Annotated in this window: 18 protein-coding genes; 6 read left to right on the forward strand and 12 right to left on the reverse strand. The window is 77.2% G+C overall.

The features are described 5' to 3' along the window. Positions 1-3: 3 nt before the first annotated feature. The gene (locus tag BM414_RS03230) at positions 4-297 is read right to left on the reverse strand and encodes a WXG100 family type VII secretion target (RefSeq protein WP_093578012.1); all 294 of its coding nucleotides are present in this window, start codon (positions 295-297) and stop codon (positions 4-6) included. Between the two features lie 156 nt (positions 298-453). Between BM414_RS03230 and BM414_RS03235 the strand changes: the two genes are divergently transcribed. Continuing rightward, positions 454-4,590: an FtsK/SpoIIIE domain-containing protein gene (locus tag BM414_RS03235; RefSeq protein ID WP_175551403.1), complete on the forward strand. Its 4,137-nt coding sequence runs from the start codon at positions 454-456 to the stop codon at positions 4,588-4,590. Between the two features lie 8 nt (positions 4,591-4,598). Here the strand turns inward: BM414_RS03235 and BM414_RS03240 are convergent, their stop codons facing one another. The 4 genes from BM414_RS03240 to BM414_RS03255 form a co-directional block, all read right to left on the reverse strand. Next, positions 4,599-5,111 carry a DUF6912 family protein gene (locus BM414_RS03240; RefSeq protein WP_093578014.1) on the reverse strand — a complete coding sequence of 171 codons (513 nt, stop codon included), beginning with the start codon at positions 5,109-5,111 and terminating at the stop codon, positions 4,599-4,601. 69 nt (positions 5,112-5,180) lie between these two features. Continuing rightward, positions 5,181-6,563: a WS/DGAT/MGAT family O-acyltransferase gene (locus BM414_RS03245; protein WP_093578015.1), complete on the reverse strand. Its 1,383-nt coding sequence runs from the start codon at positions 6,561-6,563 to the stop codon at positions 5,181-5,183. A gap of 91 nt (positions 6,564-6,654) precedes the next feature. Next, positions 6,655-7,950: a CpaE/TadZ family protein gene (locus BM414_RS03250; RefSeq protein ID WP_093578016.1), complete on the reverse strand. Its 1,296-nt coding sequence runs from the start codon at positions 7,948-7,950 to the stop codon at positions 6,655-6,657. Continuing rightward, positions 7,950-8,846 carry an SAF domain-containing protein gene (locus BM414_RS03255; RefSeq protein WP_093578017.1) on the reverse strand — a complete coding sequence of 299 codons (897 nt, stop codon included), beginning with the start codon at positions 8,844-8,846 and terminating at the stop codon, positions 7,950-7,952. Before BM414_RS03255 ends, BM414_RS03250 begins: the two co-directional genes overlap by 1 nt. Positions 8,847-9,058: 212 nt before the next feature. Between BM414_RS03255 and BM414_RS30555 the strand changes: the two genes are divergently transcribed. Then, the gene (locus BM414_RS30555) at positions 9,059-9,355 is read left to right on the forward strand and encodes a helix-turn-helix domain-containing protein (RefSeq protein ID WP_245784448.1); all 297 of its coding nucleotides are present in this window, start codon (positions 9,059-9,061) and stop codon (positions 9,353-9,355) included. Positions 9,356-9,357: 2 nt separating this feature from the next. Here BM414_RS30555 and BM414_RS03265 read toward each other — a convergent pair whose 3' ends face one another. Further along, positions 9,358-9,927, reverse strand: coding sequence for a hypothetical protein (locus tag BM414_RS03265; RefSeq protein ID WP_093578018.1), 570 nt, complete (start codon positions 9,925-9,927; stop codon positions 9,358-9,360). 86 nt (positions 9,928-10,013) lie between these two features. On the opposite strand from BM414_RS03265, the gene BM414_RS03270 reads away from it, so the two are divergent. Both BM414_RS03270 and BM414_RS03275 read left to right on the forward strand, forming a co-directional pair. Then, positions 10,014-10,736 (forward strand): LysM peptidoglycan-binding domain-containing protein, encoded by a 723-nt coding sequence (locus BM414_RS03270; protein ID WP_093578019.1) that lies wholly within the window; start codon positions 10,014-10,016, stop codon positions 10,734-10,736. A 120-nt stretch (positions 10,737-10,856) separates the two neighbouring features. Then, positions 10,857-11,426, forward strand: a complete 570-nt coding sequence (locus BM414_RS03275) for an Rv3235 family protein (protein WP_245784449.1) — start codon at positions 10,857-10,859, stop codon at positions 11,424-11,426. A 92-nt stretch (positions 11,427-11,518) separates the two neighbouring features. Here BM414_RS03275 and secA read toward each other — a convergent pair whose 3' ends face one another. Beyond that, positions 11,519-14,695: a preprotein translocase subunit SecA gene (secA, locus tag BM414_RS03280; protein ID WP_093578020.1), complete on the reverse strand. Its 3,177-nt coding sequence runs from the start codon at positions 14,693-14,695 to the stop codon at positions 11,519-11,521. Positions 14,696-14,764: 69 nt separating this feature from the next. Beyond that, complete coding sequence (locus BM414_RS03285) at positions 14,765-15,466, reverse strand: SDR family NAD(P)-dependent oxidoreductase (RefSeq protein ID WP_093578021.1); 702 nt, start codon at positions 15,464-15,466, stop codon at positions 14,765-14,767. Between the two features lie 43 nt (positions 15,467-15,509). Here BM414_RS03285 and BM414_RS03290 point away from each other — a divergent pair, with 43 nt between their 5' ends. Both BM414_RS03290 and BM414_RS03295 read left to right on the forward strand, forming a co-directional pair. Continuing rightward, a complete protein-coding gene (locus tag BM414_RS03290; protein WP_093578022.1) occupies positions 15,510-15,902 on the forward strand; it encodes a pyridoxamine 5'-phosphate oxidase family protein in 393 nt (130 codons plus the stop codon). 10 nt (positions 15,903-15,912) lie between these two features. Beyond that, the gene (locus tag BM414_RS03295) at positions 15,913-16,461 is read left to right on the forward strand and encodes a GNAT family N-acetyltransferase (RefSeq protein ID WP_093578023.1); all 549 of its coding nucleotides are present in this window, start codon (positions 15,913-15,915) and stop codon (positions 16,459-16,461) included. Between the two features lie 69 nt (positions 16,462-16,530). On the opposite strand, the gene hpf is transcribed toward BM414_RS03295, so the two are convergent. From hpf to BM414_RS30560, 4 genes are read right to left on the reverse strand one after another with little or no spacing between them, the layout of a single operon-like run. Further along, entirely contained in the window at positions 16,531-17,217 is a 687-nt protein-coding gene (gene hpf / locus BM414_RS03300; protein ID WP_093578024.1) for a ribosome hibernation-promoting factor, HPF/YfiA family, read from the reverse strand. A gap of 36 nt (positions 17,218-17,253) precedes the next feature. After that, positions 17,254-18,042, reverse strand: coding sequence for a ComF family protein (locus tag BM414_RS03305; protein WP_245784450.1), 789 nt, complete (start codon positions 18,040-18,042; stop codon positions 17,254-17,256). Between the two features lie 59 nt (positions 18,043-18,101). Further along, positions 18,102-19,817 (reverse strand): LpqB family beta-propeller domain-containing protein, encoded by a 1,716-nt coding sequence (locus tag BM414_RS03310; RefSeq protein ID WP_093578025.1) that lies wholly within the window; start codon positions 19,815-19,817, stop codon positions 18,102-18,104. Further along, the gene (locus tag BM414_RS30560) at positions 19,814-20,497 is read right to left on the reverse strand and encodes a sensor histidine kinase (protein WP_245784451.1); all 684 of its coding nucleotides are present in this window, start codon (positions 20,495-20,497) and stop codon (positions 19,814-19,816) included. Before BM414_RS30560 ends, BM414_RS03310 begins: the two co-directional genes overlap by 4 nt. Positions 20,498-20,506 lie beyond the last annotated feature (9 nt).

Here is a 20,506-nt window from a genome sequence, read left to right on the forward strand (position 1 = left end):
CGGTCAGACGAGCGCACCGATGCGCGCGGCCATCTCGGCCTCGTGCTGCTGGTAGGAGGCCGCGACCGCCGACAGCAGTGCGCCCATCCCGGTCAGCGCGTCGCTCACACCCTGCGCCGAGACCCGCCACTGCTCGTAGAGCGCGCTGAACTGCACCGCGGCCTGGCTGTCGGTCCAGCCGTCGAGCACCGAGCCCGTGACGGTGCTCGACAGCGTCGCGTGCCGGGAGGCGGTCTCGGCCGCCTCGCTCTGGCAGCGCCCGGCCATCGACTGCAGGGTGGCGATGTCGACCTTCATGGCTCCTCCTGTCCGTCCCGGGCACCTCCCGGGGTGGTCGCGGACGCTAGGCCGGACCTCCGCCGGGAGCGCTGCGCCGTCCACAGCGCCGCCTCCCGTCCACAGCCGGGCGCCGCGGCCGCCGGACCGGGGGCCGGCAGCGGGAGCGTCGCGCCCGTGTCCGCCCCTCTCCCCGCAGGTGCCGGGACCCGCTGCTGGACCGTGGTCGGCGCCGAGGGTGCCGTCGACGTCGAGATCCGTGCTGCCGACGACGCCCCGCTCGACGTGGTCCTGAGCGAGCTGGCCGCTGCCCTCGGCACCGCGCCGGCCGGGCTGTGGTCCGGCACCACACGGCTCCCCGGGGACCTGCTGCTGACCGACGACCGGCTCCTGCACGGCGCGGTGCTCGGCCTGGGCCGCCCGGTTCCGCGCTCCGGGGCGCCGGCCGCCAGCCCGCTGGAGCTGCACGTCGTGGGCGGCCCGGCAGCGGGCAGCACCGTGCCGCTGGTCACCGGCCGGCACGTCCTCGGCCGGGGCGCCGGAGCCACGCTGCCCCTCCCCGACCCCGCTGTCTCCCGGCGGCACGTCGCGCTCGAGGTCGGTGCCGGCGGGATCACCGTGTCCGACCTCGGATCCACCAACGGCAGCCGGCTCGACGACGCCGACCTGGGCGGTACCGCGCAGGAGTGGCGGACCGGTGCGGTGCTGCGGCTGGGCGCGAGCTCGGTGACCGTCACCGGTCCGCGGGACGGCCGGGCCGGGTCGCGTCCCGCTCCCGGCGGCCGCCGGCTGGTCCGCCCCGGTACCGCTCCCTCCGCGCACCGCCCGGAGGTGGAGGTGCCGCTGCCCGTCCCGCCCGCGGCGCCTCCCCGGCGCCGGCTGGGCTGGGTGGCCGTGGTGCTGCCCGCCGTCGCCGGTGTCGCGCTCGCGGTGCTGCTGTCCACGCCCACCTTCCTGTTCTTCGCGCTGCTGGGCCCGCTGGTGGCGGTGGGTTCGTGGGCCTCGGACCGGTGGAGCGGGTCCCGAACCGGGCGGCGGGCGGCCGCGGCCCACGCCCAGGAGCTGCGGGCGGCCGGCGCCCGGCTGGCCGACGCCGTGCGGTCCGACGTGCGGGCTGCGCGTGCGGAGGCCCCCGACCTCGCGGCGCTGGCCGCCGCGGCGCGCCGGGGCACGACGCTGCTGTGGTCCCGCCGCGCCGGGGACCCGACCGTCGCGACCGTGCGGATCGGCACCGGCGCGGGGACCACCCGGGTGGTGCGGATCGAGGATGGCCGGCGGGTTCTCGAGCCGGCGGCGGACCTGCCGGTGACCGTGGACCTGCGCCGCACCGGGGGTCTGGGTGTGACCGGTCCTCGGGAGCCGGCGCTGGGAGTGGCGAGGGCGGTGCTCGCGCAGCTGGTGACCCTGGCCGCGCCCGGCGAGGTGGACGTCGCCGTCCTCACCACGGCCGGGCGCCGCGTGGACTGGGCCTGGGCGCGGTGGCTGCCGCACCTGCCGGCCGGCGCCGTCTCCGTGCGGCCGGCGCGGGGACCGGCGGCCGCTGCGGCGGACGGGGCACTGGCGACCTGGCTGGCCGGGGTGGCCGAGGGGCGCGCGCCGTCCGGCCCGGCGGCGGGGGTGCTCGTCCTCGTCGTCGACCGGCCGGTCGATGCGGCGCTCGGGGATCAGCTGCGCGCGTGCCGGGAGCGGGGTGTGGTCCTGCTGGCGCTCGCCCGCCGCGGCGAGGACCTCGGTGGCTGCGTCCACGCGGTCCTCGAGGCGGGTGGCGAGACCGGGGACACCGGGCTGCTCGCCCTCGGGGACGACGCGGCGCCCGGCGAGGTCGTCGTCGACCGGCTGCCGCCGGCGGTCGCCGCCCGTCTGGCCCGCGACCTGGCTCCGCTGGCGCCCGCCCGGCGGGCCGCGGGGCTGCCGCGCACCGTGCGGCTGCTCGACCTCGTCAGGGGCGGTACGGCGGACGTCCCGGTCGCCTGGTCCGGCACGCGGTCGTCGCTGAGCGCCCCGCTGGGGGTCACCGCGGACGGCGTCGCCGAGGTCGACCTGGTGCGCGACGGGCCGCACGCGCTGGTGGCCGGCACGACCGGGTCGGGGAAGTCGGAGCTGCTGCAGACGCTGGTGGCCGGGCTGGCGCTGGCGCACCCACCGGACCGCTGCTCCTTCCTGCTGGTCGACTACAAGGGCGGAGCCGCCTTCGCCGAGGCGGTCGCGCTGCCGCACACCGTGGGGCTGGTGACCGACCTGGACGCCCCGGCCACCGCCCGGGCGCTGCGGTCGCTGACCGCGGAGCTGTCCCGCCGCGAGGCGCTGCTGGCGGCGGCCGGCGTCCCGGACCTCGCGGCTCTGCCGGCGGAGGTCGGGCTCGCGCGGCTGGTGATCGTCGTCGACGAGTTCGCCGGGCTCGCCGAGGAGCTGCCGGAGTTCGTCAGCGGGCTGGTGGGCATCGCCCAGCGCGGCCGCTCCCTCGGCGTGCACCTCGTGCTCGCCACGCAGCGCCCGGGCGGCGTCGTGTCCCCCGAGATCCGGGCCAACTGCTCGCTGCGGCTGTGCCTGCGCACCACCGACGAGTCCGACTCGCGTGACGTGCTCGGCAGCGCGGTCGCCGCGACCGTGCCGGCGGACCGTCCGGGACGCGGGTACGTCCGGATCGGCGGCGGGCGGCCGGTGTCCTTCCAGGCGGCGCGGGTGGCGCTCGGCGCGGACACGTCCTCCGCGGGCCCGGCCGTGACCCGCTGGTCGTGGCCGGGGACACCGGCTCGGGCGCCGACCGGAGCCACCGCCGGACCGACCGACCTGGCCCGGATCACCGCGGCGACCACCGCACGCGCCGGGGCTGCGGGCCTGGACCGGCCGCACCGGCCGTGGCAGCCGCCGCTGCCCGACCGGCTCGACGCTGCTGCCGTTCCCGCCGAGGGCGAGTGGCTGACGACCCGGCTGCCGCTCGGACTGGTCGACCGTCCCGACCGGCAGTCGCGCGAGCCGCTGGTCCTCGACCTCGCCCGCGGCGGAGGATGGCTGGCCGTCGGCGGACCGCGCAGCGGGCGCACCACCCTGCTGCGGACGGTGCTGGCCGAGGCGGTCGAGCGACTGCCGTCGGGGCGGCTGCACGTGCACGTCCTCGACCACGGCGGGGGCGCCCTCGCCGCGGAGGCAGGCGGACTGGCGCACGCCGGCACGGTCGTCGGTGCGGCGGACGCCCTGCGCACCGTCCGGCTGGTCTCCCGGCTGGCCGACAAGGTGGCCGGGCGGCGGGCCGGACCCGACGCGGACGCACCGGCGGTGCTGCTCCTCGTCGACGGCGTGGACGGGCTGCTGGCCCAACTCGACGAGGCGGTGCCGGGGTCGGGGTCCGCCGACTTCCTGCGGCTGGTCCGCGACGGCGGTGCCGCGGGCCTGACCTGCGTGATGACCGCCGACCGGGCGGTCCCCGGCGGGCGGCTGGCCGCGGCGGCGGGCACCCGCCTGGTCCTCCCCCTGCCCGACCGCGCCGACTACGCGGTGGCCGGCGTCCCGGTGCGCGCGATCCCCGGCTCCCGCCCGCCGGGCCGGGCGCTGCTGGGTGAGGAGGCACGGGAGTGCCAGGTCGCGCTGCCCCGGCCGCTGCGGCGGACGGCGCCCGCAGCCGCCCCGGGCAGCCGGGCGCTCACCATCCCCGAGCTGCCCGCGGATCCGGTGCCGGACACGCTCCCGCCCGGGACCGGCGTCGCCGACCTGCTGCGCGGGGTGCCGCTCGGTCCTGGCGGCGACGAGGGCGACGTGCTCCTCGTCGACCTCGCCCGTGCCGGCGGGCTGCTCGTCGTCGGCCCGTCCCGCAGCGGCCGCACCACCACGCTGGCGACCCTCGGGGCCATCCTCACCGGGGCCGGGGTCCCCGTGCTGCGCGTGACCCGCAGCGGCCGCGCCCGCGGAGGCGAGCTCCCGACGACGGCCGCCGACGACGTCCGCGGCTGGCGGGCGTGGTGCGAGGACCTGGGCGGGCGGCCCGGCGTGGTCCTCCTCGACGGCGCGGACCCGCTCGCCGACTCCCCCGTGGGCACGGCCCTGGCGGCCGGCGACCGTGGCGGGGTGGACGGGGGCGTCCTCGTCCTCGCCGCCGGGACGGCGGGTGAGCTGGGTGCCGCCTTCCGGGGCCCGGTCGCCGAGCTGCGCCGCAGCCGCAGCGGCGTGCTGCTCTGCCCGGGTCCCGGGGACGCCGACCTGCTCGGCATCCGGCTGCCCCGGACGCCGGTGCCGGTCCGGCCGGGCTCGGGCTGGCTGGTCACCGCGGGGGTCCCGCAGCGAGTCCAGGTCGCCCGCGCCCGGCAGGCGGCGTCGTGACCGTCCGGTCAGAGCAGGTCGAGCGCCGGGCCGATCTCCTGCGTCGCGTACCAGGCCAGCTCGTGCCCCTCGGCCTGGTCGACGACGAACTGCGCCTCGTCGCTGCCGAGGTCGGCCTCGAGCACCACGGCCACGGCGGCCCGGACGTCGTCCTCGGCCTCGGCGCCGTCGACGTGCGCGCTGGCCACGTCGGCGAGCGGGACGTCGACGGTCACCCGCACCGCACCGGGGTCGGTGTCGGGGTCGTCGACCGGGGTGACCGCCGCGTCCGGCACGTCGGCGGCGAGAACGACCCGGCGGCGGGCGGCGGTGGGGTCGACGTCGACGAGGCGCAGGCTGGCGCGGGCGGCCGTGAGCAGCGCCGCGTACTCCAGCTCCTCGAGGTCGGCCGCCGCGTCGCTGACCGCGTAGTGCTCGCGCAGTTGCGAGGTGACGGCGAAGCCGGTGTGCGGCCCGTGGAGCCGGCCCTCGTCCACCAGCGTGCGCAGCACGCTCGTCGTCGCCGGCAGGTAGATCCGCACCCGGCCGCTCCTCTCCTGTCGGGAAGGGCGACCGTATCCCGCGCGACCGGCCGGAGGGCCGCCGCCGGGTCAGCGCACCGACTCGACGAGCGCCCCGACCTCCTGCTCGACCATGTCCGCGAGGACGTCCACGTCGCCGACGCCGTCCCGGTCGGCGTTGAGCCCGACGTAGACGCGGCCGTCGTAGCTGGTCATCCCGACAGCCAGCCCCTGTCCACCGACCAGCGGCACGACCGGGAACACCTCGAGCATCCGGCTCCCGGCGGCGTAGAGCGGCACCTGCGGGCCCGGCACGTTGGTGACGACCAGGTTGAACAGCCGCCGCGACAGGCCACGGGCCGCGCGGGCGCCGAGCGCGTGCAGCGTCGGCGGGGCGAAGCCGGTCAGCGCGATGAGCGTGTCCGCGCGCACGGAGCGGCCCGAGCCGGTCACCCCGCGCATGGCGTAGCTGAGCCGCGCCAACCGCACCCACGGGTTGGGCTCCCCGACGGGCAGGTCGACCAGGTAGGCGGCGACGCTGCTGCCCGGCGCCTCCTGCTCCTCCCCCTGCACCGACACCGGGACCAGCGCCCGGACCGCGGTCGAGCCGAGGACCGGCTCGCCGCGGGACAGCAACCAGTCGCGCAGCGCGCCGGTCAGCACGGTGAGCAGGACGTCGTTGATCGTGCCGCCGTGCGCCTTGCGGATGGCCTTGAGGTCCTCGAGGTCGGCCCGGGCGACGGCGACCCGCCGCTGGGTGCCGACCGTGCGGTTGAGCGGGCCGTGCGGTGCCGGGAGGACCGCCGAGCCGGCCGCGCGTACCAGTCCCCCGGCCACGCCCCGCACCCGCGACACGGTGGAGCGCAGGTCCCCGACCGCCGCTCGCGCCGTCTCCAGCACCGCCGTCGGCCGCTGCACGTAGTCGACCAGCGCGTCGGCGATCAACTCGGCCCGGCCCGGTACGCGGTGCGGCGCCCACGGGTCGGCCGGCGGCACCGCCGCATCCGGCGACGACTCCAGCAGGACCTGCGCGATGTCGACGGTGCCCAGCCCGTCGACCAGCGCCGGGTGGGTCTTGGTGACCACCGCGACCCGGCCACCCGCCAGCCCCTCGACCAGGTAGACCTCCCACAGCGGCCGGCTCCGGTCCAGGGGGCGCGAGGTCACCCGGGAGACCAGGTCGAGCAGCTGCGTCTCGGTGCCCGGGCGCGGGACCGCCGAGCGCCGGACGTGGTAGGCGACGTCGAAGTCGGGGTCGTCGGCCCACACCGGGTTGGCCAGGTGCCCGGGCACCGGCACGATCCGCTGCCGGTAGCGCGGCACCAGCGGCAACCGGGCCTCCACCAGCGCGGCCAGGGCGTCGAGTCCGCCCTCGACAGGCTCGAGGACCAGCACACCGGAGAGGTGCATCGGCGCCCCGGCGTCCTCGAGGTAGAGGAACGACGCGTCCAGGGTGCTCAGCCGCTCGGCCATCGTCCTCCTCAGGATCAGTGGCCCACCGTACGTGGCGGACCGCAGCGGGTGCACCCGCCGAGGTGGGGACCGACCACCCCCGGTGCCGGCCTCATCCGGCCCTGCGGCGCGCGCGGCCCCGCCGTCGGGCGGCCGGCTCGGGCACCCGTGCCAGTCCCGCGGCCAGCGACCGCAGGGCGGCGCGCAGCGGGGACCCGGGGGCCACCTCCGCCAGCGTCCGACCGGAGGCGAGCGCGGCGTCGGTGGCGCGGCGGTCGGCGGGCAGGAAGGTCCGGACCGCACGTCCGGCGAACCGCTCGAGCGCGCCGGCGATCTCCTCGCGCGGGTCCCCGGGCACCGGCCCGCGGCGCACCTGGTTGACCACGACGGACGGCTCCACCTCCGGCAGCAGGTCGCGCAGCTGGCCGAGGGCGCGGATGGTGCGCTGCAGCGCCACCGGGTCGGCGCCGCTGACGCACAGGACGTCGTCGGCCTGCTCGAGGACGGTCACCGTGGCGCCGTTGCGCCGGGGCGCGGCCGTGTCGAAGGACAGCTCCTCGTCCTCCTCGAGGTTGAAGGCGCAGTCGACGACGACGAGGTCGGCGGTCCGCCGGGCCTCGGTGAGCACCGCGGCGACCGCGCCGGGCCGCAGCTCGGGCCAGCGGTCGGCGCGCGCCAGCCCGGTCAGAACGGCCAGGTGCGGGCGGACCGACCACGCCAGCCGGGTCAGTGCGGCCTCGTCGAGCGTCCCCGCGGCCGCCTGCCGCGCCGCGCCGGCCAGTCCCGGGGACTCGTCGAGCAGCCCGAGCACCTGCGCCACGACGCCGCCGTACACGTCCGCGTCGACGAGCAGCGTCGGCACGCCCATGCGGGCGGCCTCGTCGGCCAGGCCGACCGCGACGGTGGTCCGGCCCGGGGCGCCGGTCGGGCCCCACACCGCCACCACCCGGCCGCGCGGGGAGCGCCGCTCCTCCGCCTCGTCCCCCGACCGGGGCGGGACGGGGAGCGCCGCCCGCGGGTCGGCGACGTCGTGCCCGGCTCCCGGGACGCCGTCGACAGCGTCGCGCAGCGCGCGGACGACGTCCTCGGCGGCGGCGTCGGCCGGCAGGACCGTGAGCACGCCGAGGGCGCGCAGCCGGTCGCCGGCGCGCTCGTCCGCGGGGTCGGCCAGCCCGACGACCGCCACGCCGGCGGCGGTGAGCCGGGCGACGGCGTCGCCGTCGAGCCGGTGCAGGTCGGCGGACAGCAGCGCGGCCTGGGCGGTCCCGGTGGCCGCGGTGGCGAGCAGGTCCGAGGCGTCCACGCACCGCCGCACGACGGTGACGCCGTGGTCGGCGCGGTCGAGCGCGCCGACCAGCGCCGCCTCCCAGGCTGCTCCGGTGACGGCGGTGACGACCTGCAGCGCCATTAGGCGACGGGGGCGGCGGGCACGCCCGCCGCCGGGTCGGCGGGTGGGACCGCGGGGGCGCCCGGCGGGGCGGCGGGGTCGACCGCCACCGGCGGGACCGCGGGCGGACCGGGCTCGACGGGCGGCGGCGCGGTGCTCCGAGCCGGCGACGAGGAGGCGGTGGAGGAGGCCGGTGACGAGGACGCGGCCCCGGGCCGTGGGGCCGACGTCGCCGCGGCGCGCTCGACCGACCCGTGCACCACCACCACGAGCGGACGGCCACCGATCGCGGCCAGCACGTCCGGCGCGTCGGCGGCGGGCACGGCGACCACCACCTGCACGGACGTGGCCGTCGTCGACAGCACGCCTTCGGCCCGGCCACTGACCGCCTGCACCGGCGCAGCACCGACGACGAGCACGACCCCCTCCCCGGTCGTGGTGCCCGCAGGGTCGGTGACGCCGTAGACGTCCACGACCGCACCTCGGGCCAGGCCGGGCGGCACGTGGCCGGCCTGCACCGGCAGGGCCACCTGCACCAGGTCCTCCGGCTCCTCGAGGACGGTGCGCGGCAGGAGCTCACCGGCCCGCACCGCCCGGGCGAGCGTGCGGCCCGCCGGGTCGGTGCCGGTGGAGAGGTACGCGCCCGCGGCGTCGCCGAGCCGCACGTCCACGGCGGCAAGGTCCTCGGGGCCGAGCACCGTGCCGGCGGCGAGGTCGGCGGTCACCGACCAGACCGGCACCGTGGCGTCGGCGGTGGCCAGCACGCGGGCGCCCAGCAGGACCGAGCCCAGGACGAGGAGGACGCCGAGCACCAGGCGCAGGTCCAGCCACCGCGGTGGGCGTACCCGGCGCGGGACCGGGCCGGCCGGCGTCTCCCCGGCCGGCGCCGCCGGCACCGTGCGCGTCGCACCGCTCACCGCAGCGCCCCTCTCTCCGCCGGCCGGGCTCGCCCGGCGGCCCGCCGATCCGGCGGACGTCCGATCCGACCGGCGCAGCGAGGCACGGTCGGACGCAGATGATGCGGTACGGACGCGGATGCGTGCACCGGTTGTCCACACGTTCGGGTGTGGACGGGAGGCGTGCGGGTGAGTGCGTCCTGACAGACTGGCGGGGACCGGACGGAGAGCCCATGCCCACGCCACGTTTCCTGACCCTCGACGACGTCGCCGAGATCCTCAACGTCTCGTGGTCGCAGGCCTACGCGCTGGTCCGGCGGCGGGAGCTGATCGCCATCCAGATCGGCGGCCGCGGGCAGTGGCGGGTCGAGGTCGACGAGCTCGAGCGCTTCATCCAGCAGAAGTACGCCGAGGCCCGCGCCGGCGCGGTGCCCCCACCCGAGGAGCCGGCGGAGGTCCCTGCCGGACCCGCCACCGACGAGGAGGCACCTGCCGAGCCCGCCGCGCGCGGGCGGCGCGGCAGCCGCTGACCTCAGGCGGCGCCGGGCGCCAGCGTCCGCACCACCGCGACCGCCGACAGCCCCACCGCCCGCACGCCGCGCACGGAGCCCGCGCGGCGGAAGTCGTCGGCCGCGTGCTCGGCGAGCTCCACGAAGTCGGCGCCGACCCGATCGACCGTCCCGGTCAGCACCCCGCCGTCGTCGAGGACGACGGTCACCGCGCTGCGGTCGCGCGCGAGCCCGCGCAGCGCCCGGCGCAGGTCCAGCGCGGCCCGTACCGCGGAGGCGGGCCCGGCCGGCACGGTCGTCCGCACCAGCCCCGACACGGCGACGACGGACGGCAGCGCGACCAGCGCCTCGCGTCCCGATCCGTCGTCGAGCAGCGCCCAGTCCGGGCCGGTGTCGGTGAGCACGCCGGCCACCTCGCCGGCGCCGCGGCAGCGCAGCGACACCCGTCCGCCGACCGCGCCGCCGAGCCGGTCGGCCAGCCGGAGGGCACCCAACTCCGCCCGTGACCGGGCCGGGAGCTGAGCCCGCTCCTCGGCGGCCTCGGCCTCCTCGAACTCCGCCTGCAGGTCGGCGAACAGCTGTTGCCAGCGCATGCCGCAGAGCCTAGATGCACAAGGAAACTTGCGTTTGATGGCGTTTGCTTGCTTCAGTACGTCGACGTCAACTCAGAGGAGGGCTCGTGTCGGCACGTCGGCTCGTCGTCACGACTGCGGCCATGGCCGCGGTCGCGGTCGGCCTGCGCGCGCTCACCCCGGACCTCGCCGCGGTGGTGCACGGCCGCGGGGACCTACAGTCCCTCGTCGACACGGCCGGACCCGAGGCGCTGCTGCTCGCCGGGGTCGCCGCCCTCGCGTGGGCGGTCTGGGCCTGGGGCGCGCTCGGCCTGGCGCTCACCGCGCTGTCGGCGCTACCCGGGCTCGCCGGAGCCGCCGCCGGCCTCGTGCTGCGCTGCATCGTCCCCGCGTCCGGGCGGCGGGCGGCTGCCCTGGCCCTCGGGATCGGCCTCGCCACGGCACCGGCCTTGGCCGGCTGCGCGACCACGGCGCCGCCCCCGGCCGTCGTCGTCACGGCCACTGCGGAGACGACGGGGCAGGCGGCGAAGGAGGTCCCGGACTGGCCCGCCGCGGCACCCGCCGACGCCGTACCCGCTGACGCGGCACCCGCCGACGCCGCACCCGCACTGCCCGACTGGCCGGCTCCCGCGCCCGGCGACCACGTCGTCCTGCGCGGCGAGTGCCTTTGGACCATCGCCGCCGCCGACCTGCACACCCGCACCGGCGCCCAGCCGACCGACGCCCAGGTCGCCGCCGCCGTCGGCCGCTGGTGGTCGGCCAACGCGACCGTCATCGGGCCCGACCCCGACCTGCTGCTGCCCGGTCAGGTGCTGCGCCCGCCGCCCTGAGAGCCGGCAGCGCCGTCATCTCGTCCAGCCACACCGCCCAGCCGCACCGCCCAGCCACTCCGCCCGGCCGCTCCCCCGGCCCGCGTCGTCCCCGCCACCGACCCGACCCCGGGAGCTCCTGTGACCGCGTCCCCCCAGCCCACCGCGCCCACTCCGGTGCCCGCTGAGGCCCCCGCTGCTCCGCTCCGGACGCTGCGGCTCAGCATCGTCCCGGCGCTGCACCCGCCCCTGACCGGACCCGCCGTCGCCCTGGTCGACCCCACCACCCCGCCGCCCCGCCCACCGCACCGGCCCGGTCCGCGCCCCGCACCGGAAGGGCGTCGCAGCCGGTCGCAGGACCTGTTCGGCCCCGCGTGGTCGGTGCGGGCCGACCTGCCCGACCCGCGTGCCGCGGGCCGGCTGCTGTTCACCACCGCACTCGAGGCGCTGGCCGGACAGCGGCCGCTGACCCAGGTGCAGCGGCTGACCTCGCCGGGCGTCTACGCCGCGCTGGTGTCCGGACGGCGGCCCGCCTGGTGTGCCGCCGGCACCGGGCCGCTGCTCGTCGGGCCCGTGCACGTGTGCGAGCCGGTCGACGGCGTGGCCGAGGTCGGCACGGTGGCGCGGCGGAGCGGCCGGGCGCACGCGGTGGCCGCCCGCCTCGAGGGCGTCGACGGGCGGTGGCGATGCACCGCGCTCTCCATCGGCTGACGGACCACCGCCCCCTGCCGGGTGGCCGCGACGGCACGGCGCCCCGCCGACCACACGGGTCGGCGGGGCGCCGGGGCGGTGCGACGGAGGTGTCAGCGCGAGGCCGCTCCGTGGCAGACCTTGTACTTCTTGCCCGAGCCGCAGGGGCAGGGGGCGTTGCGCGCCGGCTCCTTGGTGCCGGTGACCGTCGCGGACTTCGCCGCCTTGGCCGGGCCGCTCTCCTTCGGGGAGGCGTCGAGCGAGGGCGCCGAGTAGGTCAGCTCCTCGGCGGGCCGGTGCGGCTCGTCGAGGCCCTTGACCGCCAGCTGCGGCCCGGTGCCCGACGGGGTCGGGGTCTCAAGCTCCGCGGCGGGCGCGGCGGGCGCCGCGTGCCGGGGGCCGGTCTTGCGGGCGGTCGGCCGCCCGGCCGGGGCGCCGGTCGAGGGCCGGGCCCCCGGCCCGCCCGCCGGCTTGGCCATCGACACCGGCGCGGAGCCGTCGCCGGAGACGGGAGCGGGGACGGCGGGAGCGGAGGCGGCGGCGGGAGCCGGGGCGGCAGGAGCGGGCGCAGGAGGAGCCTCGGCGGCCGGCGCCGGGGCGACCGGTGCCGGAGCGGCAGCGGCAGCGGCAGCGGCAGCGGCAGCGGCAGCGGCAGCGGCAGCGGCAGCCTGACGGGCGGCGGCCTCCTGCGCCTTCTGCCGGGCGAGCACCCGAGCGGTGCCCTCCTGCGCGGCGGCCAGCGCCTTGGCCTCGGCCTCGGCCTGCGAGGCCTTGGCCTCGGCCTCCTGCTGCTCCTTGGTCTTGACCTCCAGGTTGAACAGGAAGCCGACCGACTCCTCCTTGATGCCGTCGAGCATCGCGGTGAACATGTCGTAGCCCTCGCGCTGGTACTCCACGACCGGGTCGCGGTTGGCCATCGCGCGCAGGTGGATGCCGGCCCGCAGGTAGTCCATCTCGTAGAGGTGCTCGCGCCACTTGCGGTCGAGCACGCTGAGCAGCACCCGCCGCTCGAGCTCGCGCATGACCTCCGAGCCCAGCGCCGTCTCACGCGCCTCGTAGGCGCGGTGCGCGTCCTCGAGCAGCTCGGTCTTGAGCACGTCGGCGGTCAGCGCGGCCTGCTCGCCGTCGGCCACCCGGTCGAGCAGCTCCGTGCGGTCCAGGCCCACCGGGTAGAGCGCCTTGAGGCCGTTCCACAGCACCTCGAGGTCCCAGTCCTCGGCGTAGCCGGTCTCGGTCGCGCCGTCGACGTAGGCGGCGACGACGTCGTCGAGCATGTGCTGCACCTGCTCGTGCAGGTCCTCGCCGTCGAGGACCTTGCGGCGCTCGTCGTAGATGACGGTGCGCTGCCGGTTGAGGACCTCGTCGTACTTGAGGACGTCCTTGCGGACCTCGAAGTTCTGCTGCTCGACCTGCGTCTGCGCCGAGCGGATGGCCCGGGAGACCATCTTCGACTCGATCGGCTGGTCGTCGGGGACCCGCAGCGTGGTCATCATCGACTCGAGCATCGGGCCGTTGAACCGGCGCATCAGGTCGTCGCCGAGGGAGAGGTAGAACCGCGACTCCCCCGGGTCGCCCTGTCGGCCCGAGCGGCCGCGCAGCTGGTTGTCGATGCGGCGGCTCTCGTGCCGCTCGGTGCCGAGCACGTACAGCCCGCCGGCCTCGGCGACCTCCTCGTGCTCGGCCTTCACCTGCTCCTTCGCGGCGGCGAGCGCCTCGTCCCAGGCGGCCTCGTACTCCTCCGGCGTCTCCGACGGCGACAGCCCGCGGGCGCGCAGCTCCTCGTCGGCGATGAACTCGGGGTTGCCGCCGAGCTGGATGTCGGTGCCGCGGCCGGCCATGTTGGTGGCCACGGTGACCGCGCCGAGCCGCCCGGCCTGGGCGACGATGTGTGCCTCGCGCGCGTGGTTCTTCGCGTTGAGGACCTCGTGCGGGATCCCGCGGCGGAGCAGCAGCTTGGACAGGACCTCGGACTTCTCGACGCTGGCGGTGCCGACGAGGATCGGCTGGCCGGCCTCGTGCCGCTCGGAGATGTCGTCGATGACCGCGTCGAACTTGGCCTTCTCCGTCTTGTAGATGACGTCGGAGCGGTCCTCGCGGACCATCGGCCGGTTGGTCGGGATCGGGACGACGCCCAGCTTGTAGGTCTGCGAAAGCTCGGCCGCCTCCGTCTGGGCGGTGCCGGTCATCCCGGAGAGCTTCTCGTAGAGCCGGAAGTAGTTCTGCAACGTGATCGTGGCGAGGGTCTGGTTCTCGTCCTTGATCTGCACCTTCTCCTTGGCCTCGATGGCCTGGTGCATGCCCTCGTTGTAGCGGCGGCCGGCCAGCACGCGGCCGGTGAACTCGTCGACGATGAGCACCTCGCCGTTGCTGACGATGTACTGCTGGTCGCGGTGGAAGAGCTCCTTGGCCTTCAGCGCGTTGTTCAGGTAGCCGATCAGCGGGGTGTTGACCGCCTCGTAGAGGTTGTCGATGCCGAGCTGGTCCTCGACGAACTCCACGCCCTCCTCGCTGACGGCGACCGTGCGCTTGGCCTCCTCCACCTCGTAGTGCACGTCCCGCCTCATCAGCGGCACGATCCGCGCGAACTCCACGTACCACTTGCCGGCGGACTCGGCCGGGCCGCTGATGATCAGCGGGGTGCGGGCCTCGTCGATGAGGATCGAGTCGACCTCGTCGACGACCGCGAAGTGGTGGCCGCGCTGCACGAGGTCGGCCTTGCTCCAGGCCATGTTGTCGCGCAGGTAGTCGAAGCCGAACTCGTTGTTCGTGCCGTAGGTGATGTCGGCGGCGTACTGCTCGCGGCGGTGCGCCGGCTTCTCGCCGGAGAGGATCGTGCCGACCGACAGGCCCAGGAAGCGGTGCACCCGGCCCATCCACTCGGCGTCGCGCTTGGCCAGGTAGTCGTTGACCGTGATCACGTGCACGCCGTCGCCGGTCAGGGCGTTGAGGTAGGCCGGCAGCACGCCGGTCAGGGTCTTGCCCTCACCGGTGCGCATCTCGGCGATGTTGCCCAGGTGCAGCGCGGCGCCGCCCATGAGCTGCACCCGGAAGTGCCGCTGGCCGAGCGTGCGCGTGGCCGCCTCCCGGACGACGGCGAAGGCCTCCGGCAGCAGCTGGTCGAGCGTCTCGCCGTCGGAGTACCGCTCCTTGAACTCGTCGGTCTTCGCCCGGAGCTCGGCGTCGGTGAGCGGGGAGACGTCGTCCTCGAGGGACTCGATCGCGTTGGCGATCCGGTCCAGTCGTCGGAGGATCTTGCCCTCACCGGCTCGCAGAAGTCTGGAGAACACCACGCCACCAGCGTAGGCGGCGGTGCCAGCACCCCGGGGACGCCGCACGTGCCCGGCCGCAGCCGGGCGGGGTCACCGGACGACGAGCCGCCGTTCCCGCGGGTCGACGACGACCTCGCGCGCGCCCTGCCGCATGCCGTCGAGCACCGCGGACACCACCTCCCCGAGGTCGTGCCCGGCGGGCAGCCGCGGCGGCGTCCCGGCCAGCGCCCGGTCCACCAGGCCGGTGTCCACGTGCGGCGGCCGGACGTCGAGCACGCCGATCGACCGGCCGCGCAGCTCGCGCCGCAGCACCCCGGCCCACGCCGACAGCGCCGCCTTGCTCGCCGAGTACTCCGCCATGCCCAGCGTCGGGGCGTCGGCCACGACCGCCGACAGCAGCACGACCGCGCCGCCGTCGGCCAGGTGCGGCAGCGCGGCGCGGACCAGGCTCATCGGCGCGAGCGTGTTGACGGCGAACAGCTCCTCGGTGACCGCGTCGTCGGCGTCGGCTGCCGGACCGAAGGCCACCACGCCCCACGCGACGACGACGGCGTCGAGCCCGCCCAGCGCCGCGGCCGCGGCGTCGACCGCGGCCCCGACGGAGTCGACGTCGACGGCGTCCGCGGCCGTCGCCGGCACGCCGCCGAGCTCGCCGGCCAGCGCCTGCAGCCGGTCGGCGTCGCGCCCCGACAGCGCCACCCGCGCGCCGGCCGCGGCCAGCGCCCGGGCCAGCGACCCGCCCAGCACGCCCGTCGCACCGGCGACCAGCACCCGCGCACCCGCCAGCTCCACGCGCCGCCGGTGCCCGCCCCGGGAGCGACCTAACCTCGTCGGCGTGGCCCACGACCCGCACGACCTCGCGCCGGAACTGCTCGTCTTCCTCACCGAGCGCCACCTGGCCACGCTGACCACCCTGCGCGCCGACGGCTCGCCGCACGTGGTGCCCGTGGGCGTCACCTACGACCCGGGCACGGGCACCGCCCGCGTCATCACCTCGGGGACCTCGGCCAAGGCCCGCCACGTCCGCGCGGGGCAGGCCCGCGTCGCGGTCTGCCAGGTCGACGGCCGCCGCTGGCTGACCCTGGAGGGGTCGGCGGTGGTCCGCGACGACGCCGCGTCGGTGGCCGACGCCGAGGCGCGCTACGCGCAGCGCTACCGCACACCCCGGGAGAACCCGGCACGGGTCGTCGTCGAGATCTCGGTCGACCGGGTGCTCGGCAACGCCTGAGGATGGATCCGTGGAGCTCCCCGGCACCGACCTGACCACCGAGGTGGTGCGCACCGCCCGCCTGGTCCTGCGGCCCTTCACCGACGACGACGTCGACGCCGTGCACCGGGCGACGCAGGACCCCGAGGCGCAGCGCTGGATCACCGGGGCCCCGGTGCCCTACACGGTCGCCGATGCCCGCGCCTTCGTGGACACGGTCGTCCGGCAGCGCGCGGAGGGCACGGGCCTGTCGGTGGTGGCCGACGCCGGCGACGGACTCGTCGGCACCGGTGGACTGCTCCTGGGCGGCCGGCACCTCGGCCCCGAGATCGGCTACTCGGTGGCGCCGTGGGCCCGGCGCCGCGGGTACGCCACCGAGATCGCCGACGGCCTCGCCGCCTGGGCGTTCGCGCACGGCGCGCCGCGGGTGCACCTGGTGGTCGACGTGGACAACGGCGCCTCGCAGGAGGTGGCCGCGCGCGCCGGGTTCACCCGCGAGGGCGTCGTCCGCGCGGCGCTGCCCCGGCGGGACGGCACCCGCGGCGACGCCGTCCTGTTCGGCCGGCTGGCCACCGACTGAGGACCCGGACCCGCGCGGACACGGCGCAGGGGCCGTGCCGGTGCGGCACGGCCCCTCCCCCGGTACGGGTCAGCGCGGGACGACGGCGGGCTCGGCCGGTGCCTCGCTCTGCTCGTACACGGTCCCCAGAGGCGGCTCGACCAGCCGGATGAGGCCGTAGTCGAAGGCGTGCCGGCGGTAGACGACGGTCGGCTGGCCGGTGTCGGCGCACTGGAACAGGAAGAAGTCGTGCCCTACGAGCTCCATCTCGTGCAGGGCCTGGTCGACGGTCATGGGCACGGCCGGGTGGTGCTTCTCTCGCACGACACGGCCGGGCAGGTGCTCGTCGAGGTCGGTGACCAGGGGTTCCCCGTCGAACTGCTGCTCGACGTCGGGGATGCCCAGCGCCGGGGTCTCCAGCGGCGCGGCGGGGTGGCCGGACACGCGCACGGTGGGCGGGGTCCGCCGGCCGTGGTGCACGCGGCGGCGGTCGTTGGCCCGCCGCAGCCGGTTGTCGAGCTTGGCGCAGGCCAGGTCGAGCGCTGCGTGGAAGTCGGGCGCGCTGGCCTCGGCACGGACCACGGGTCCCTTGCCGCGGAGGGTGATCTCCACGCGCTGACAGTTGGCGGACTGGCGGGGGTTCTTCTCGTGGAACAACTCGACGTCGATGCGGGACAACTTGCCGTCGAACCGTTCGAGCTGGCCGACCTTGTCCTCGACGTGCTGCCGGTAGTGCTCCGGCACCTCCACGTTGCGGCCACGGACCACGATCTCCATAGGACCTCCCGGTCGTCGGGTGTGACCAATGGCACGCTAGTCGCTGTCACGTGGACCGGACAGTCGATCGAGACGCCCCGGCGGAGCACCGCACGGACCCTGCCCTGGACCGCCCGGGGAACGTCCCCGCGCGCCGGGCCGCGGCGTCGCGGCGACCACCGCGGCCAGCACCGGCGTGTCGTGGTCCCGGCGGGTCCCGCCCAGCGCGGCGGCCGCCTCGCTGAGCGTCGCGCCGCTGGTCACGACGTCGTCGACGACCACGAGCAGCGCTCCGGCGGGGAGCGTCCCCGGGCGGACGGCGAAGGTTCCGGCCAGGTTGGCCCGCCGCTGCGCCACCGACAGCCCCGCGGAGTCCCGCACCCGCCCGGCCCGGGTCAGCAGCCGCGCGGAGCCGGCGTCCACCCCGGCCGCGCGCAGGTCCGCGACGGCGACGGCGGCCAGCTCCCGCACGCAGTCGCGGCCGCGCGCCCGCAGCGCCGCCCGCGACGCCGGCACCGGGACCAGCAGCACCGGCCGCCCGGGCAGCAGCACGGCGTGCACCCCGACGGCGAGCGCCAGCGCCGCCCCGAGCGGGCCGGCGAGCTCGGCGCGGCCGTGCTCCTTGAAGGCGGCGACGGCAGGACGTACCGGCCCGGCGTAGGCGCCGGCGGCCACGGTGGGCGGCAGCCCCGGTGGCGGCCGCCGCGGCGTCGCCTCGCGCGGGGACGCGAGCGCGGCGGTGCAGCGCCGGCACAGCGCCGGTCCGGGCACGCCGCACCCGGCGCAGGTGCGCGGCAGCACCAGGTCCACGAGGCTGCCGGCCAGCGCCGCGCCGGGTCCTCGCACCGTCCCAGCCTGCGGCAGGCGCCGGCACACCGGAGCGGCCCGGCCGGATCTGTGGACGGCTACGCGGGGTAGAAGGGCTCGGTGCCCGGCACCGGCGCCTGGCCGCGGATGAGCGTCACCCACGTGCCTCCGGTGAGCCCCCACACCGCCCCGCCGGCGCTGACCAGCGCGTCCTGGCCGGGCGCGGCGGCCAGCGCGGTCGGCGGGCTGGGCAGGCCGGAGGTGGGCACCGTGGACAGCCCCCACCCGTCGACGCCGACGACGTAGGGCACCACGCCGTCCTCCCCGCCGTCGGCGAGCACCATCAGGCTGCCGGCCGTGCGCCAGGCGACGTCCACGACGGCGGGCAGCGACGGCGCCACCTCGCGCAGGTCGCGCAGCGCCACCGGCCCCTCGTCGGAGCGCACCACCGTGCCGACGAGCAGCACCGCGTCGTCCCCGCGGCTGACCACGACGGCGGCGCGCACGCCGTCGGGCGAGAGCTGCAGCACCTCCGTCCGGCCCAGACCGGCGAGGGTCGGGGCGTTCACCGGCTGCGGCGAGCCGGTGGCCGGCACCCGGACGACGGTGCTCTCGTCACGGACCACCCAGAACTCCGGGCGGGTCGCGGCGACCGTCGGGACCGACAACCGGCTCGCGCCGGTCACCGCCGGCGCGAGGTCCCCGTTGTAGGGGCCCAGCAGCAGGGACGCGGTGCCACCGGCGACGGAGACGCCGGCCATCGTGGTCAGCGCGCTGGTCCGCGGGTCGGCCGAGACCGCCGCACTCGTCAGCCCGTACACGCCCTGACCGGCGGGCCCCGGCGCCGGCTGCCCGTCGACGGTCATCAGCCGGCCGGCGTCGAGGTAGTGGCCGGCCGCGTCGGCGGGGACGGAGTCGGGACTGAAGGAGGCCCAGTCGTCGGTGCGCTGGACGGTCGGCACGCCCTCGGTGGTCACCGGCTCGCCGTTGGTGCGGACCTCCACGGAGCTGGTGCCCTCGACCTGGTCGAGGGTGAACACCAGCTGCGCCGACAGCTGCGCGAGCTGCTGCGGCGAGAGGTCGTCGAGACCGGCGAGGTCGACGACGACCGTGGACCCGGAGAGGGTGACCGCACGGGTGAGCGTGACGCCGCCGAGGGCGTTGCCGACACCGGCGGCCAGGGCCGGCGAGGGACCCTCGACCAGCCGCTGCACCAGCGTCGTCGGCTGGGCCTCCCCGGAGATCAGGTAGCGCGGGTCGGGCACGACGCGCGTCTGCAGCGGGTCCACGAAGTAGACGGCGAGGTCGTCGTAGAGGCGCTCGAAGTCGGGCACGAGCATGACCAGCCCGTCGGGCGGGTTGGTGATCCGCCACTCGCCGTCGACCTCGGTCAGCGTGAACTCGTGGGTGAAGACCGTGTCGGTGGCGGCCGTGAAGACGCCGCGCGGGTCCACCGTGCCGACCTGGTCGCCGGTCATGACGACGGCGCCGGAGCCGGTGGCCACCGTGGCGTAGTCCGGGCCCACGAGGGTGATGCCGGCCTCGTCGCTCCAGGTCGCGCCCGCCTCGGGGGTCAGGTGCTCGACGGCGACGGGGTGGCCGTTGACGGAGCTGGCGGCGGCGTCGACGAACCCGCGGACGATCTCCTCCGTCGTCGCACCGGCGCGCGGGCCGAGCGGCTCGATCCCGACGTCGCCGGTGGGCCGGGCCTCGGCGTCGGTGATGGCCTGCGGCGCGGAGCCGGTGGGCACGGTCGAGCACGCGGCAAGCAGGGCCAGCAGGAGGGCGGCCAGCGCCGCGGGCAGCCGCCTCACGGGCGCACCCCGGGACGGCGCACGATCGTCGGCCTCAGCGGCAGCGGGGAGCTGGTGAGGTCGGTGCCCGCCACCAGCGGGACGGTGAGCCGGAACTGCGCACCGAGCCCGGGCTGTCCCCACACCTGCAGCCAGCCGCCGTGCAGGCGGGCGTCCTCCAGGCTGATCGACAAGCCCAGGCCGCTGCCGCCGACGGTGCGCACCCGCGACGGGTCGGCCCGCCAGAACCGGTCGAAGACGTGCTGGGCCTCGGCGGAGGAGAGCCCGACGCCGCGGTCGCGGACGGTGACCGCGGCCGCCGTCCGGTTGGCCGCCAGGGTGACCTCGATCGGCTGCCCGCTGCCGTGCTCGACGGCGTTGCCGACCAGGTTGCGCAGGATCCGCTCCACGCGCCGCGCGTCGACCTCGGCGATCACCGGGTCGGCCGGGCCGGTCACCCGCAACTCGCAGCCGTGCCGCTCGGCCAGCGCGCTCATCCCGTCGACCACCCGCCCGACCAGTGAGCCGAGGTCGGTGGGCGCCCAGTCGAGGACGGCGGCGCCGGCGTCGTAGCGGCTGATCTCCAGCAGGTCCGACAGCAGCCGCTCGAAGCGGTCGAGCTCCTCGTGCAGCAACTCGGCCGAGCGGGCCACGTGCGGCGGGAAGTCCCCGCGCGACTCGTGCAGGACGTCGGCGGCCATCTGCACGGT

It is taken from the genome of Geodermatophilus amargosae (assembly GCF_900116515.1).
Classification (GTDB): Bacteria; Actinomycetota; Actinomycetes; order Mycobacteriales; family Geodermatophilaceae; genus Geodermatophilus; species Geodermatophilus amargosae.